The sequence below is a fragment of the Leclercia sp. LSNIH1 genome, assembly GCF_002902985.1.
Lineage (GTDB): Bacteria > Pseudomonadota > Gammaproteobacteria > Enterobacterales > Enterobacteriaceae > Enterobacter.
In genome coordinates, this window is sequence record NZ_CP026167.1 from 1413957 (window position 1) to 1427889 (window position 13933).

The 13933-nt window shown below is 55.7% G+C and carries 16 protein-coding genes and 1 pseudogene; 9 read left to right on the top strand and 8 right to left on the bottom strand.

From position 1 onward, the window contains the following. Nucleotides 1–10 precede the first annotated feature (10 nt). The 3 genes from ytfT (at nt 11) to C2U54_RS07120 (ending at nt 3683) form a co-directional block, all read left to right on the top strand. The gene (gene ytfT, locus C2U54_RS07110; protein ID WP_168191997.1) at nt 11–1036 is read left to right on the top strand and encodes a galactofuranose ABC transporter, ATP-binding protein YtfT; all 1026 of its coding nucleotides are present in this window, start codon (nt 11–13) and stop codon (nt 1034–1036) included. Next, nucleotides 1023–2021, top strand: coding sequence for a galactofuranose ABC transporter, permease protein YjfF (gene yjfF, locus C2U54_RS07115; protein WP_103178010.1), 999 nt, complete (start codon nt 1023–1025; stop codon nt 2019–2021). Before ytfT ends, yjfF begins: the two co-directional genes overlap by 14 nt. A 93-nt stretch (nt 2022–2114) precedes the next feature. Beyond that, nucleotides 2115–3683, top strand: a complete 1569-nt coding sequence (locus C2U54_RS07120; protein WP_103178011.1) for a methyl-accepting chemotaxis protein — start codon at nt 2115–2117, stop codon at nt 3681–3683. On the opposite strand, the gene C2U54_RS07125 is transcribed toward C2U54_RS07120, so the two are convergent. Together C2U54_RS07125 and fbp are read right to left on the bottom strand one after the other, a co-directional pair. Further along, a complete protein-coding gene (locus C2U54_RS07125; RefSeq protein ID WP_103178012.1) occupies nt 3658–4011 on the bottom strand; it encodes a helix-turn-helix domain-containing protein in 354 nt (117 codons plus the stop codon). The two genes, C2U54_RS07120 and C2U54_RS07125, sit on opposite strands and share 26 nt — an antisense overlap. Nucleotides 4012–4170: 159 nt before the next feature. Then, entirely contained in the window at nt 4171–5169 is a 999-nt protein-coding gene (gene fbp / locus C2U54_RS07130; RefSeq protein WP_103178013.1) for a class 1 fructose-bisphosphatase, read from the bottom strand. A gap of 179 nt (nt 5170–5348) precedes the next feature. On the opposite strand from fbp, the gene mpl reads away from it, so the two are divergent. Next, on the top strand, nt 5349–6722 hold the full coding sequence (gene mpl, locus C2U54_RS07135; protein ID WP_103178014.1) for a UDP-N-acetylmuramate:L-alanyl-gamma-D-glutamyl-meso-diaminopimelate ligase: 1374 nt from the start codon (nt 5349–5351) through the stop codon (nt 6720–6722). Nucleotides 6723–6812: 90 nt separating this feature from the next. On the opposite strand, the gene yjgA is transcribed toward mpl, so the two are convergent. Further along, nucleotides 6813–7364 (bottom strand): ribosome biogenesis factor YjgA, encoded by a 552-nt coding sequence (yjgA, locus tag C2U54_RS07140; protein ID WP_103178015.1) that lies wholly within the window; start codon nt 7362–7364, stop codon nt 6813–6815. Nucleotides 7365–7459: 95 nt separating this feature from the next. Between yjgA and pmbA the strand changes: the two genes are divergently transcribed. After that, on the top strand, nt 7460–8812 hold the full coding sequence (pmbA, locus tag C2U54_RS07145) for a metalloprotease PmbA (protein WP_103178016.1): 1353 nt from the start codon (nt 7460–7462) through the stop codon (nt 8810–8812). 225 nt (nt 8813–9037) lie between these two features. Continuing rightward, nucleotides 9038–9421 (top strand): cytochrome b562, encoded by a 384-nt coding sequence (cybC, locus tag C2U54_RS07150; RefSeq protein ID WP_103178017.1) that lies wholly within the window; start codon nt 9038–9040, stop codon nt 9419–9421. A gap of 68 nt (nt 9422–9489) precedes the next feature. Here the strand turns inward: cybC and C2U54_RS28065 are convergent, their stop codons facing one another. Next, nucleotides 9490–9576 (bottom strand): Hok/Gef family protein, encoded by an 87-nt coding sequence (locus C2U54_RS28065; protein ID WP_236570691.1) that lies wholly within the window; start codon nt 9574–9576, stop codon nt 9490–9492. Nucleotides 9577–9777: 201 nt separating this feature from the next. On the opposite strand from C2U54_RS28065, the gene C2U54_RS07160 reads away from it, so the two are divergent. After that, nucleotides 9778–11147, top strand: a protein-coding gene (locus C2U54_RS07160; protein ID WP_103178018.1) for an IS3 family transposase whose coding sequence is annotated in 2 segments (ribosomal slippage) — nt 9778–10261 and nt 10261–11147 — 1371 coding nt in all. Because the reading frame shifts where the segments join, the coding sequence is not laid out codon by codon here. On the opposite strand, the gene C2U54_RS27950 is transcribed toward C2U54_RS07160, so the two are convergent. Both C2U54_RS27950 and C2U54_RS07170 read right to left on the bottom strand, forming a co-directional pair. Further along, nucleotides 11101–11298 carry a hypothetical protein gene (locus C2U54_RS27950; protein WP_327059512.1) on the bottom strand — a complete coding sequence of 66 codons (198 nt, stop codon included), beginning with the start codon at nt 11296–11298 and terminating at the stop codon, nt 11101–11103. The two genes, C2U54_RS07160 and C2U54_RS27950, sit on opposite strands and share 47 nt — an antisense overlap. Next, entirely contained in the window at nt 11280–12260 is a 981-nt protein-coding gene (locus C2U54_RS07170) for an IS5-like element ISKpn26 family transposase (protein WP_000019441.1), read from the bottom strand. The genes C2U54_RS27950 and C2U54_RS07170 overlap by 19 nt, the downstream gene beginning before the upstream one ends. On the opposite strand from C2U54_RS07170, the gene C2U54_RS27420 reads away from it, so the two are divergent. Next, nucleotides 12252–12656 (top strand): hypothetical protein, encoded by a 405-nt coding sequence (locus tag C2U54_RS27420; RefSeq protein WP_168191998.1) that lies wholly within the window; start codon nt 12252–12254, stop codon nt 12654–12656. The genes C2U54_RS07170 and C2U54_RS27420 overlap by 9 nt on opposite strands. Nucleotides 12657–12801: 145 nt before the next feature. Here C2U54_RS27420 and C2U54_RS07180 read toward each other — a convergent pair whose 3' ends face one another. Further along, on the bottom strand, nt 12802–13218 hold the full coding sequence (locus C2U54_RS07180) for a PIN domain-containing protein (protein WP_103178020.1): 417 nt from the start codon (nt 13216–13218) through the stop codon (nt 12802–12804). Further along, nucleotides 13215–13445 (bottom strand): type II toxin-antitoxin system VapB family antitoxin, encoded by a 231-nt coding sequence (gene vapB / locus C2U54_RS07185; protein WP_021314452.1) that lies wholly within the window; start codon nt 13443–13445, stop codon nt 13215–13217. Before vapB ends, C2U54_RS07180 begins: the two co-directional genes overlap by 4 nt. Before the next feature lie 110 nt (nt 13446–13555). On the opposite strand from vapB, the pseudogene C2U54_RS27700 reads away from it, so the two are divergent. Next, nucleotides 13556–13785: pseudogene (locus tag C2U54_RS27700) on the top strand (IS3 family transposase); the annotation flags it as partial. Nucleotides 13786–13933: the final 148 nt, after the last annotated feature.

Below are 13933 nucleotides of genomic sequence, written 5' to 3' on the forward strand. Positions count from 1 at the left end.
GGAGTAGATCGTGATGTCACGTTCACTTTCTCAGACCGGCGAGACGAAGCGCCGCTTCAGCTGGCCCACCGGCACGCCGCAAATCATTGCGCTGATCCTGGTGTTACTGGTGGATAGCCTCGTTTCGCCGCATTTTTATCAAATTATCCTTCAGGATGGCCGCCTGTTCGGCAGTCCGATTGATATCTTAAACCGCGCCGCGCCGGTCGCCCTGCTGGCGATCGGCATGACGCTGGTGATTGCCACCGGCGGTATCGACCTGTCGGTCGGGGCGGTGATGGCGATTGCGGGGGCGACGGCGGCTTCGATGACCGTGGCCGGACACAGCCTGCCGGTGGTGCTGCTGGCGACGCTGGGCACCGGCGTGCTCGCGGGATTGTGGAATGGCATCCTGGTGGCGATCCTCAAAATCCAGCCCTTTGTCGCCACCCTCATTTTAATGGTGGCCGGACGCGGGGTGGCGCAGCTGATCACCTCCGGGCAGATCGTCACCTTCAACGCCCCGAATCTGGCGTGGATTGGCAGCGGATCGCTGCTCTTCTTCCCGACGCCGGTGATTATTGTGGTGGTCACCCTGATCGCCTTCTGGCTGTTCACCCGTAAAACCGCCCTCGGGATGTTTATCGAAGCGGTGGGAATTAACATTCGCGCCGCGAAAAACGCCGGGGTCAGCACCCGTCTGATGGTGATGCTCACCTACGTATTGAGCGGAGTATGCGCCGCCATTGCCGGGATTATCGTCGCGGCCGATATTCGCGGGGCCGATGCCAATAACGCCGGGCTCTGGCTGGAGCTGGATGCGATCCTCGCGGTGGTGATTGGCGGCGGCTCGCTGATGGGCGGGCGCTTCAACCTGCTGCTGTCGGTGATTGGCGCGCTGATTATCCAGGGGATGAACACCGGGATCCTGCTGTCGGGTTTCCCGCCGGAACTCAACCAGGTGGTGAAAGCGGTGGTGGTGCTCTGCGTGCTCATCGTGCAGTCGCCGCGCTTTATCAGTCTCATTAAGGGGATGCGTGGTCATGATAAAACGTAATTTACCGCTCATGATTACCCTGGGCGTGTTTGTGCTGGGGTATCTCTACTGCCTGACGCAGTTCCCCGGTTTTGCTTCGACGCGGGTGATCTGCAACATCCTGACCGACAACGCCTTCCTTGGGATCATCGCCGTCGGCATGACCTTCGTGATCCTCTCCGGCGGGATCGACCTCTCCGTCGGGTCGGTGATCGCTTTTACCGGCGTCTTTCTGGCTAAGGCGATTGGCTACTGGGGGATCTCCCCGCTGCTGGCCTTCCCGCTGGTGCTGGTGATGGGCTGCGCCTTTGGCGCCTTTATGGGGTTGCTGATCGACGCCCTGAAGATCCCGGCGTTTATTATCACTCTCGCCGGGATGTTCTTCCTGCGCGGCGTCAGCTATCTGGTGTCGGAGGAGTCGATCCCGATTAACCATCCGGTCTACGACACCCTCTCAAGCCTGGCGTGGAAAATCCCCGGCGGCGGCCGTCTGAGTATTCTCGGTCTGGTGATGCTGGGCGTGGTGGTGATCGGCATTTTCCTCGCCCACCGCACCCGCTTTGGCAACGAAGTGTATGCCATCGGCGGTAACGCCACCTCGGCGAACCTGATGGGGATCTCCACCCGCAGCACCACCATTCGTATCTATATGCTCTCCACCGGGCTGGCGACGCTGGCGGGGATCGTCTTCTCCATCTACACCCAGGCGGGCTATGCGCTGGCAGGGGTAGGGGTGGAGCTGGACGCGATTGCCTCGGTGGTGATTGGCGGCACGCTGCTCAGCGGCGGCGTCGGCACGGTGCTGGGCACGCTGTTTGGGGTGGCGATCCAGGGGCTGATCCAGACCTATATTAACTTCGACGGCACCCTCAGCTCGTGGTGGACCAAGATTGCGATTGGCATTCTGCTGTTCATCTTTATCGCCCTGCAGCGCGGCCTGACGGTGCTCTGGGAGAACCGCCAGAACTCGCCTGTCACACGGGTGAGCACCACCAGCAAGCTATAAGCGCCTGAATTTACGTCAAGTCTAAATCTTTTCCGGTAGCGGCCGATAACCCTTAATTCTGTCCAGATTTATCTCGCTACCGGAAATTACATCATGCTTAAAACGCTATCGATTCGTACCGGCTTGCTTTCGTTACTGGCCGTTATGACCCTTCTGCTGCTGCTTGTCAGCGGTATCGGCATTTATGCCCTCACCCAGAGCTCCTCCTCTTTACAGCGCATTAACCATCTTCAGGGCGAACAGCTGGTGCAGCTCAACTCGGGCTACACCCTGATCCTGCGCGCGCGCAACGAGGCGGGGCAGGCCGTCCGCATGATGGAGGTGGGACTGCTGGATGACGCCACAAAATCGGTGAAAAACATCAATGACGAACTCAAACAGGCGCAAACCACGCTGAAAAGCGTGATCGATAGTGGGATAAACGATCCAGAAGGCGATCGGTTGCTGAAGCAGCTCGCCGGGAGCCTGGCGGCGTATAACGCCCAGGGGATCGTGCCGATGCAGAACGCCCTGAATGCGCAGAATGCGGATGACTATTACGATCTGCTGGAGAACCGTCTGGTGCCGGTAGCGCGTCAGTTTGATAACGATATGCAGGCCTTCCAGGCCTGGAGCGACAGCCGGGGCAAAGCTGAAGTCGCCGCGGTACAGGCGAGTAAAAGTCGGGTGATGCTGCTGATCATCGTCGCCGCGCTGCTGACCGCGGGCATTATCGTGCTGGCGTGGCTGGCGCTTCGTCATATGCTGCTGAAGCCGCTCTCCTCCTCTATCGCCCAGCTTGAACACGTGGCTGCCGGGGATCTGACCCACGCCCTGACCACCCCCGCAAGCCAGGAATTTAACCGCCTCAACGCCGCCATTGAGGAGATGCGCCAGTCGCTGATGGGCTCGGTGCTGCGGGTGCGTGACGCCAGCTCGCAGATTGATACCGGCAGCCGGGAGCTGACCGCAGGCAATATGCACCTTGCCCAGCGTACAGAATCCACCGCCACCTCGCTGGAGCAGACCGCGGCCAGCATGGAAGAGATCACCGCCACGGTGAAGCAGAACGCCCACAACGCCGAGCAGGCGCATCAGGTGGCGAAGACGATGTCAGATACCGCTGACCGCGGCAGCGAGATGGTCTGTTATGTCATTGAGAAGATGCGCGATATCTCCGGCAGCGCCGACCGTATCGCCGATATCCTCAGCGTGATCGACGGTATCGCCTTCCAGACCAATATTCTGGCGCTGAATGCCTCGGTGGAAGCCGCCCGCGCGGGCGAGCAGGGGCGCGGCTTTGCGGTGGTGGCCGGAGAGGTGCGTAACCTCGCCAGCCGTAGCGCCGATGCGGCAAAAGAGATCCGCACGCTCATCAGCGATTCCCAGGCGCACGTCAGCGAAGGCAGCGAACTGGCGCAGCAGGCGGGGGAAACCATGGACGAGATCGCCAACGAGGTGATGCGCATGACCCGCCTGATGCGTGAGATCGCCAATGCGTCGCACGAGCAGAGCCGTGGTATTGAGCAGGTGAATATTGCGGTCAACCAGATGGACGAAACCGCGCAGCAAAATGCGGCGCTGGTCCAGCAATCTTCCGCCGCGACGCGCTCGCTGGAAGAGCAATCCCGCGAGCTCATCGAGGCGATGTCACTCTTCAGGCTGTCGTCGCAACAGGCGTAGCCTTATCGCCTTCCGGCGCCGCTGGCGTCGGGAGGCTTTCCGCGCCAGCCGGGGTGTGGGCGATATAGTCATGAATGGCGCCCAGCAGCTTTTCCATCTCGGCGGACAGCTTCAGCGCGTATGGCGTTGGCTCCAGGAACAACCCCTTACGGGTAAACAGCGGCTCATTAAACAGCATGCCAAAGCGTTTCAGGGCCAGGCTGACTGCTGGCCTGGACATCTCCAGACGTAAAGAGGCTTTGGCCATGCTCCCGCACCTGACGACTTCAATAAATATCGGGATCAGATTGAGGTCGATGCCAGTGGATGAGCGAGAGAGGTTTTTCATATCGGCTGATTCCCATTGAACACTATTTGAACGCCGTCATGATGACGCAAGGATTCAATGGGTTACAGCAGGATTTTTATATAGTTTTATACCAACAAAGATATAAATAACTGGAAAAACAAAAGGGGCCAACTGGCCCCTTTTGGTCAAACTCAACAATCAGGCATCCGGGAATTCACGGATAAAGCGTTCCACGTCGTCAACCATATGATCGTTGCCAACGAAGAACGAACGGCGCTGGTGCAGGCTTTCAGGAATGATATCCATAATCCGCTCTTTGCCGTCGCTGGCTTTACCGCCCGCCTGTTCGGCGAGGAAGGCCATCGGGTTGCACTCATACAGCAGGCGCAGCTTGCCTTCAGGGTGGCTGGCGGTGCTTGGGTAGAGGTAGATGCCGCCCTTCAGCAGGTTACGGTGGAAATCCGCCACCAGGGAGCCGATATAACGCGAGGTATAAGGGCGCTGGGTCGATTTATCCTCTTCCTGGCAGAATTTGATGTACTTCTTCACCCCGGCCGGGAATTTAATGTAGTTCCCTTCGTTGATGGAGTAAGTGCTGCCTTTCTGCGGGAAGCGCATACGTTCCTGGCACAGGCAGAATACGCCCAGCGACGGATCGTAGGTAAAGGCGTGCACGCCGCAGCCGGTGGTGTAGACCAGCATGGTGGAGGAGCCATATACCACATAACCCGCTGCAACCTGTTTATTGCCCGGCTGCAGGAAATCTTCTTCGGTGACCGGCGTGCCGACAGGGGTGACGCGACGGTAAATGGAGAAAATGGTGCCGACAGAGACGTTAACGTCGATGTTGGAGGAGCCATCCAGCGGATCCATCAGGACGACATACTTGGCGTGTTCACACCCTTCAAAGACGACGATTTCATCTTCTTCCTCGGAGGCGATCCCCGCAACGATGTCGCGCGCGCGCAGTGCAGCTTTCAGTTTTTCATTCGCGAACAGATCGAGTTTCTGTTGAACTTCGCCCTGCACGTTTTCAGCACCGCTGGCACCCAGGATATCGACCAGTCCGGCTTTGTTGATATCGCGATGGATGATCTTGGCGCCCAGCTTTATTGCCGACAACAAAGCAGTGAGCTCACCGGTAGCATGCGAGAACTCGTGCTGCTTTTCGACAATAAATTCACCTAACGTTTTCATAACACTTTCCCTGCATTGGATGTTGAGTAAAGTTGTTGATGCCCAACAATCTTAACAAACTTTCAAATTGTCGCGCAGAGGTGAATCGCGCCAGCTTGCTACAGATTTTCCTGAAATGCATTTCTCTGCTGCTGACATATGCGTAAAATGTGCGCCACATTGAAGAAGGATAGTGACGTATGCGCATTCATATATTGGGGATTTGTGGCACTTTCATGGGCGGCCTGGCTATGCTGGCGCGCGCTCTTGGCCATGAGGTGACAGGTTCGGACGCCAATGTGTATCCGCCGATGAGCACGCTGCTGGAAAACCAGGGCATCGATCTGATTCAGGGCTACGACGCCAGCCAGCTGGAGCCGCAGCCGGATCTGGTGATTATCGGAAACGCCATGACCCGGGGTAATCCCTGCGTAGAAGCCGTGCTGGAAAGGAATATTCCCTACATGTCAGGGCCGCAGTGGCTGCATGATTTCGTTCTGCGCGATCGCTGGGTGCTGGCGGTGGCGGGAACCCACGGCAAAACCACCACCGCCGGCATGGCGACGTGGATCCTCGAAGCCTGCGGCTACAAGCCGGGCTTTGTGATTGGTGGCGTGCCGGGGAACTTTGACGTTTCTGCCCGCCTGGGCGAGAGTCCGTTCTTTGTTATTGAGGCGGACGAATATGACTGCGCGTTCTTTGATAAACGCTCCAAGTTTGTTCATTACTGCCCGCGCACGCTGATCCTCAACAACCTTGAGTTTGACCACGCGGACATTTTCGACGACCTGAAAGCGATTCAGAAGCAGTTCCACCACCTGGTGCGCATCGTGCCGGGCCAGGGGCGCATCATCCTGCCGGAGAACGACATTAACCTGAAGCAGACCCTGGCGATGGGGTGCTGGAGCGAGCAAGAGCTGGTGGGCGAGCAGGGCCACTGGCAGGCGAAGAAGCTCACCAACGATGCCTCCCGCTGGGAAGTGTTGCTGGATGGCGAAAAAGTCGGGGAAGTGCAGTGGGCGCTGGTGGGCGAGCACAACATGCATAACGGCCTGATGGCGATCGCCGCGGCCCGTCATGTGGGCGTGCTGCCTGCCGATGCGGCCAACGCGCTGGGATCGTTCATCAATGCCCGTCGTCGTCTTGAGCTGCGCGGCGAAGCCAATGGCGTGACGGTGTATGACGATTTTGCCCATCACCCGACCGCGATCCTCGCGACGCTGGCTGCCCTGCGCGGCAAAGTGGGCGGCACGGCACGCATTCTGGCCGTACTGGAACCGCGCTCCAACACCATGAAGATGGGGATTTGCAAAGACGATTTAGCCCCCTCTTTAGGTCGCGCGGACGAGGTCTTCCTCCTGCAACCGCAGCACATTCCGTGGCAGGTGGCGGAAGTGGCCGAAGCCTGCGTCCAGCCTGCGCACTGGAGTGCCGACGTGGATACGCTGGCGGAGATGGTGGTGAAAACCGCGCAGCCGGGGGATCACATTCTGGTGATGAGCAACGGCGGTTTTGGTGGGATCCATCAGAAACTGCTGGACGGTCTGGCGAAGAAAGCAGAAGCAGTGGCGTAAAAAAAAGCCCGGTAGCGCTAACGCTGACCGGGTTTTTTGTAGGCCGGAGAAGGCGTTTACGCCGCCATCCGGCAAACAGTAGGCAGGGAATTAACCTTCGGCTTCCGCCAGCTCGCGCAGATACTGGAAAATCAGACGTGCAGACTTCGGCGGCTTGTTCGCCTCTTTCTCTTTCTTCGCGTTACGGATCAGAGAGCGCAGCTGCTGGCGATCGGCGTCCGGCCACAGGTTCAGCACTTCCGGTACGGCGTCATCGCCCTGTTCAATCAGACGATCGCGGATCTGCTCCAGCTTATGGAACAGCGCAACTTGCTGGTTGTGGCGGTTTTTCAGCTTATCCAGCGCCTGGCGAATCGGCTCTACGTCGCGCTGGCGCAATAATTTACCAATCAACTGAAGCTGGCGGCGACGGCCCTCTTTCTTGATGCGCTGTGCCAGTTCGATGGCGGCACGCAGATCCGGGTCGAGCGGGATTTTATCCAGCGCGTTTTTACCCAGCTCTACCATCTCCGCACCAAGCTGTTTTAACTCTTCGGCGTCGCGTTTAATTTCACTTTTACTGACCCAGATGATCTCATCATCTTCGTCTTCGATGTCATCACCGGGAACGTCGTCGAGCCAGTCTTCGGGCTGCTTAGTCATGTCAGGCTCCTTAAAAAAAGAGGCTAATGTTACCAGTTTAGACGCGTACTGAGAAACGGTTCTCTGTTAGACTTCAGCTAACTACACCTTACATTATGGCATTTACGATGAAAGTGATCTCACAAGTTGCAGCGCAGCGTAAAGCACTGGAAGAGGCCGTCTCCATGGCCCTGGAGCTGGCGTCAGCGAAATCGGACGGGGCAGAAGTCGCCGTCAGCAAAACCACTGGCCTGAGCGTCAGCACCCGCTATGGCGAAGTGGAAACCGTTGAATTTAATAGCGATGGCGCATTAGGGATTACTGTTTATCACCAGAACCGTAAAGGCAGCGCCTCCTCTACCGATTTAAGCCCTGACGCCATTGCGCGGACCGTGCAGGCGGCGCTGGATATCGCCTCCTATACCTCCCCGGACCCCTATGCCGGGGTGGCTGACAAAGAGCTGCTGGCCTTTGAGGCCCCGGATCTGGATCTCTTCCATCCGGCGGAAGTGACCCCGGACGAAGCCATTGAGTTCGCCGCTCGCGCGGAGCAGGCCTCCCTTAATGCCGATAAGCGCATCACCAATACCGAAGGCGGCAGCTTTACCAGCCACTACGGCATTAAAGTCTTTGGCAACAGCCACGGCATGTTGCAGGGCTATTGCTCCACCCGTCACTCTCTTTCCAGCTGCGTGATTGCCGAAGAGAACGGCGACATGGAGCGCGATTACGCCTATACCATTGGCCGCGCGATGGGCGATCTGCAGTCGCCAGAGTGGGTTGGGGCGGAGTGCGCAAAACGCACCTTATCCCGCCTGGCTCCGCGTAAACTCTCTACCATGAAAGCACCGGTTATCTTTGCCAATGAAGTGGCGACCGGTCTGTTTGGGCATCTGGTCGGCGCGATTGCCGGCGGCGCGGTCTACCGTAAATCCACCTTCCTGCTTGATGCGCTGGGTACGCAAATCCTGCCGGAGTGGCTGACCATTGAAGAGCACCCGCACCTGCTGAAAGGACTGGCCTCCACGCCGTTCGACAGCGAAGGTGTGCGCACCGAGCGTCGCGATATCGTCAAAGAGGGCATCCTGACCCAGTGGCTGCTGACCAACTACTCCGCACGCAAACTGGGGCTGAAAAGCACGGGTCATGCGGGCGGCATCCACAACTGGCGCATTGCGGGCCAGGGCCTGGGCTTTGAGCAGATGCTGAAAGAGATGGGCACCGGGCTGGTGGTGACCGAGCTGATGGGGCAGGGCGTGAGCGGCGTCACTGGCGACTACTCGCGCGGGGCGTCCGGCTTCTGGGTGGAAAACGGTGAGATTCAGTATCCGGTGAGCGAAATTACCATCGCCGGTAACCTGAAAGATATGTGGCGTAATATCGTGACGGTGGGGAACGATATCGAGACGCGCAGCAATATCCAGTGCGGATCTGTTCTGTTACCGGAAATGAAGATCGCCGGTCAGTAATACCCGTCATACTTCACGCCGCAGATGCGTTGGCTGCGCGCGCTCACCCCGGTCACTTACTTATGTAAGCTCCCGGGGATTCACGCGCTTGCCGCGTTACTCGGCCTATGGCCTCGCCCCTTTGGGGCCAGCGCAAGCGCTGTTCAAGGCACATGTGCCTTGTTCTGCAACGCGAATTATTTAGGGTATTAGTCGGTTTTTTTAATAATAAAAAGGAAGTGAGCAATGCGTAAAACTCTGTTAGCTATCCTCGCAGCGTCATCGCTGGTCATGAGCACCTCGGTCCTGGCCGACCTGGAAGACAATATGGACACCCTCAGCGAAAACCTGAAGGTGGTGCAAAAAACCGATAACGCGGCGGAGATGAAAGAGGCGTTAACCAAAATGCGTACCGCGGCGGTAGACGCGCAAAAAGAGACCCCGCCAAAGCTGGAAGGCAAAGCGGAAGACAGCCCGGAGATGAAAGATTTCCGTCACGGCCTTGAGACGCTGGTGGGGCAGATTGACGGCGCGCTGAAGCTGGCGAACGAAGGCAAAGTGAAAGAGGCCCAGGCGGCAGCCGATGGGTTTGTTACCACACGAAATACTTATCACAAAAAATACCGTTAATGGGTGCCTGAGCCTTACGTCCTCTCCCCGTGTGCGGAGGCGCACTAAACGCCTCCGCCGGTTTGCTCCTACAATCCGGAGCGACAATCCATCTTCGCAATCACTTCAAGCGAACCGTTTCGAAAACTGATCTCGCACAGTGTTTTCCGCGTCACCAGCGTTAAGATGATTATTGTCAAAGCAATAATATCAAAACTCCGATGCCTGGGTTTTGGCGATTCATGGATGCCTCCTTGCTTTTAAAGCGGGCGAGGTAGCGAACTCCACGGTTGCGACGTGTCGTTTCGAGCCCCCGCCCTGATTTTTCGTCAGGTGCACTGCACCCATTTAGTTGGACTCTCAAACTGGAGAGTCCTATGCCCGGACGTAAATATACCCTCGAAGAACGCCTTGAAGTCGTTATGCACTATCTTGCTAGCGATGAAGGTTATCGGTTAACTTCAGCCCGTTTCAACATTCCCAGAACCCAGGTGAGAATCTGGGTTGCAGCCTATGATGCTTATGGAGAAGAGGGATTAAGGCCCAGAGATAAGGGCGTATCAATTGATCCTGAGATCAGAATTGAAGCTGTAAAAGCCGTGCTTTCAGGTCAGATATCCCAGACTCAGGCCGCGACTAAATTCAATGTTGCAGGTGCATCATCTGTGGCCAAATGGCTGAAAGTGTATAAAGAGCATGGTGAAGAAGGGCTTCGCTCACTCAAGGTAGGCACAAAAAGGGTATCTTACATGGCTGAACACCCTGAACTTATTGAAGCCGCAGAGGAACGATCAAAAGAACCACGGATTCATGAACTTGAAAGGAAGGTCAAACGTCTTGAATTACGGATACTTTATCTACAAAAGCTGAAAGCCTTAGTTCGGTAAGAGAAAAGGTTCGTGTTGTTGACGAACTAAGGCAGCATTATCCCCTTGACCAGCTGCTGAGTATTGCCCGGATACCCAGGAGCACGTTTTACTATCACCTCAGGGCGCTCCGGTCTCCGGGTAAATACGATGAAATAAATCGTCGAATCAGCGAGATATATGATGAAAACCAGGGCCGCTATGGCTATCGACGGGTAACGCTGGCACTCAGAAGAGAGGGGGAAGTAATCAACCATAAGGTGGTTCAACGCCTGATGAATGCTCTTGAACTTAAAGCAGCAATCAAAGTAAAGCGCTACACCTCCTGGCGTGGCGAACGTGGTTGTGCTGCTGACAATCTCCTGCAACGAAACTTCAAAGCCAGCCGGCCCAATGAAAAATGGGTCACAGATGTCACCGAATTCGCTGTCAACGGCCGCAAACTCTATCTTTCTCCCATCATCGATCTCTTCAATAATGAAGTGATTTCCTACAGTATTTCAGAACGCCCGACAATGCCGATGATTGACGACATGTTGATTAAGGCATTCGCCAGAATGGACGCAAACAGCACGCCAGTCCTTCACTCAGACCAGGGCTGGCAATACCGGCATCAATGGTATCAATATCAGTTGCGGGAGTTTGGGGTTCTGCAAAGTATGTCCCGCAAAGGAAACTGTCTGGATAATGCCTGTGCGGAATGTTTTTTCGGGACGCTAAAATCAGAATGCTATTACACCCGTAAATTCAACGATGTCGACGAACTGAAGGTCGTTCTTGAGGATTATATTCATTACTACAACAATCGCCGCATCAGCCTTAAATTTAACGGACTCAGCCCGGTTGAATATCGCCTGAAAACCTATGGAAGGTGCGAATAAGCAGGTCATTTCTTCCCAAGCTGACTCGCTGATTAAAATTTCGCGGATCTGGGCCGATTTTTTTCCCGCAAACACATCGAATCAGCCTATTTAGGCTATTTTTTCCACCATTTCTGGCGTTATTTCCGGTTTTTACTGAGATCTCTCCCACTGACGTATCATTTGGTCCACCCGAAACAGGTTGGCCAGGGTGAATAACATCGCCAGTTGGTTATCGTTTTTCAGCAGCCCCTTGTATCTGGCTTTCACGAAGCCGAACTGCCGCTTGATGATGCGAAACGGGTGCTCCACCTTGGCACGGATGCTGGCTTTCATGTATTCGATGTTGATGGCCGTTTTGTTCTTGCGCGGATGCTGCTTCAAGGTTTTTACCTTGCCGGGACGCTCGGCGATCAGCCAGTCCACATCCACCTCGGCCAGCTCCTCGCGCTGTGGCGCTCCTTGGTAGCCGGCATCGGCTGAGACAAATTGCTCCTCTCCATGAAGCAGATTACCCAGCTGATTGAGGTCATGCTCGTTGGCCGCGGTGGTGACTAGGCTGTGGGTCAGGCCACTCTTGGCATCGACACCAATGTGGGCCTTCATGCCAAAGTGCCACTGATTGCCTTTCTTGGTCTGATGCATCTCCGGATCGCGTTGCTGCTCTTTGTTCTTGGTAGAGCTGGGTGCCTCAATGATGGTGGCATCCACCAAAGTGCCTTGGGTCATCATGACGCCTGCTTCGGCCAGCCAGCGATTGATGGTCTTGAACAATTGACGGGCCAGTTGATGCTGCTCGAGCAGGTGGCGGAAATTCATGATGGTGGTGCGATCCGGCAGGGCGCTATCCAGGGATAATCGGGCAAACAGGCGCATGGAGGCGATTTCGTACAGGGCATCTTCCATGGCACCGTCGCTCAGGTTGTACCAATGCTGCATGCAGTGAATACGCAGCATGGTCTCCAGCGGATAGGGCCGTCGGCCATTGCCCGCCTTGGGATAAAACGGCTCGATGACAGCGGTCATATTCTGCCATGGCAGAATCTGCTCCATGCGGGAGAGGAAAATCTCTTTTCGGGTCTGACGGCGCTTAGTGCTGAATTCACTATCGGCGAAGGTGAGTTGATGGCTCATGATGTCCCTCTGGGATGCGCTCCGGATGAATATGATGATCTCATATCAGGAACTTGTTCGCACCTTCCCCAGATGAACGCCGGATCCACCTGCGATATCAATAAAACCCCGGCCCAGAATGCCGCAGCGGAGAAAAAGAGCAAGGACTTCACCAAATTCAAAGGCACTTACTCGGTGTTTGCCGCGAACGGCCAGCGTCTCGGTAATCGGGTCATTGTCGTTAAGCCGCGCGAGGTTCGTTACAAAGGTCAACTGGTAGAGCTTCCGCGCGTGATTAATGGCGTGCTGTTGTTCAGTGTCGACCTGACGCAATACTCAATCGCGGGTACACGCGGAAGCGAACTGGGTACCTGGCTGGATGACCGCACTAATACTGGCGGCACCATTGGCCATTAATCATGAATCAGTATCCTGAGATGCATATATTTGTTTATTGGTGGATTATGCGTTTGTGATTGTTCGGTTGCTGTATAATGAAAAATCTGAATGTCAGCTTCTGGCACAAAGCGGACATTACAGTTTTTCAGGGCTCTTTCTGCCGTCAGTTAGCCCAGTCTTCCAGAACCAGGCCAGGCACACGCTCAAACTCTCGCACGTTGTTCGTCACCAGCACGGCGCCGGCGGCGATGGCATGCCCGGCGATCGCCGTATCGTTCGGACCGATTGGCGTCCCGGCCGCAGTCAGTGCTGCCTTAATCTCCGTAGTTGCGTCCACCGCGGCGCGGTCCCAGGCGAGGATTGCATCAAGGCGGGCGCAGAATGCTTCGACAAGCATGCCGTGGCGGGGGGATGCCTTTTTTCCGATTGCACCGAAACGCATTTCGGCATAGGTAATGGCCGAAACCACGATTCGGTTATTCCGCAGCACTGCCTGCTCCAGCCGTTTAATGACAGCTTCGGGCTGCTCACGCATGATGAACGAGCAAATGTTGGTGTCCAGCATATAGGTCTTGATCACAGGTCAAACCTTCCTTCATCGCTGACGACGTCCCCACGCTCGGCCATAAAGTCCGAATCGGCTTTTTCGAGCTGAGTAAACGAACCCCATGTTGGGCGAACGGGACGAAGGATGATGCTGTCACCTTCCCGGACGATCTCCAGTTCGCTAACTCCCTCAAAATCCAGGTCACGGGGCAGACGAATGGCGCGATTATTGCCATTTTTGAAAATCGATACGGTTCTCATAATATTTCTCCTGATTGGCTGCCTTTTAAGCATATGCTAAGTATATGTAGAGGTGAAGCATATGTATAGATGTGGCATCTTCTGAGTTATGAGGTGTGCATATGTGAGACACGCAAAGCACGTCCCGCAAAGTAAACTGTCTGGAGAATGCCTGCGCTGAGTGTTTTTCGGGACGTTAAAATCAGAATGCTTCTACATCCGTAAACTCAACGATGTTGACTAGCTGAAGGTCATTCTTGAGGATTACATTCGGTACTACAACACGCGACGAATCAGCCTTAAATTTAACGGCCTCAGCCCGGTTGAATACCTCCTGAAGACCTACCCGCTGCGGCTTTAGCCACGTTATCCTGATTTCACCTAGACGGTCTGATGTTGGCAAGGGCATTACGAGGCCTGACGGCCCTCAGCAGTATTGATACCAGCCCTGTTGTTGCGGGGCGTTTCTGATGTTCCGGACACGGCCAGGCTGAAATGAACAGCATTCA

Bases quoted from the DNA above. Each gene is read 5' to 3' on its own strand.
- yjfF (WP_103178010.1), top strand. From the start codon at position 1,023: ATGATAAAACGTAATTTACCGCTCATGATTACCCTGGGCGTGTTTGTG.
- C2U54_RS07120 (WP_103178011.1), top strand. From the start codon at position 2,115: ATGCTTAAAACGCTATCGATTCGTACCGGCTTGCTTTCGTTACTGGCC.
- C2U54_RS07125 (WP_103178012.1), bottom strand. From the start codon at position 4,011: ATGAAAAACCTCTCTCGCTCATCCACTGGCATCGACCTCAATCTGATC.
- fbp (WP_103178013.1), bottom strand. From the start codon at position 5,169: ATGAAAACGTTAGGTGAATTTATTGTCGAAAAGCAGCACGAGTTCTCG.
- mpl (WP_103178014.1), top strand. From the start codon at position 5,349: ATGCGCATTCATATATTGGGGATTTGTGGCACTTTCATGGGCGGCCTG.
- yjgA (WP_103178015.1), bottom strand. From the start codon at position 7,364: ATGACTAAGCAGCCCGAAGACTGGCTCGACGACGTTCCCGGTGATGAC.
- pmbA (WP_103178016.1), top strand. From the start codon at position 7,460: ATGGCATTTACGATGAAAGTGATCTCACAAGTTGCAGCGCAGCGTAAA.
- cybC (WP_103178017.1), top strand. From the start codon at position 9,038: ATGCGTAAAACTCTGTTAGCTATCCTCGCAGCGTCATCGCTGGTCATG.
- C2U54_RS27420 (WP_168191998.1), top strand. From the start codon at position 12,252: ATGGCTCATGATGTCCCTCTGGGATGCGCTCCGGATGAATATGATGAT.
- C2U54_RS07170 (WP_000019441.1), bottom strand. From the start codon at position 12,260: ATGAGCCATCAACTCACCTTCGCCGATAGTGAATTCAGCACTAAGCGC.
- vapB (WP_021314452.1), bottom strand. From the start codon at position 13,445: ATGAGAACCGTATCGATTTTCAAAAATGGCAATAATCGCGCCATTCGT.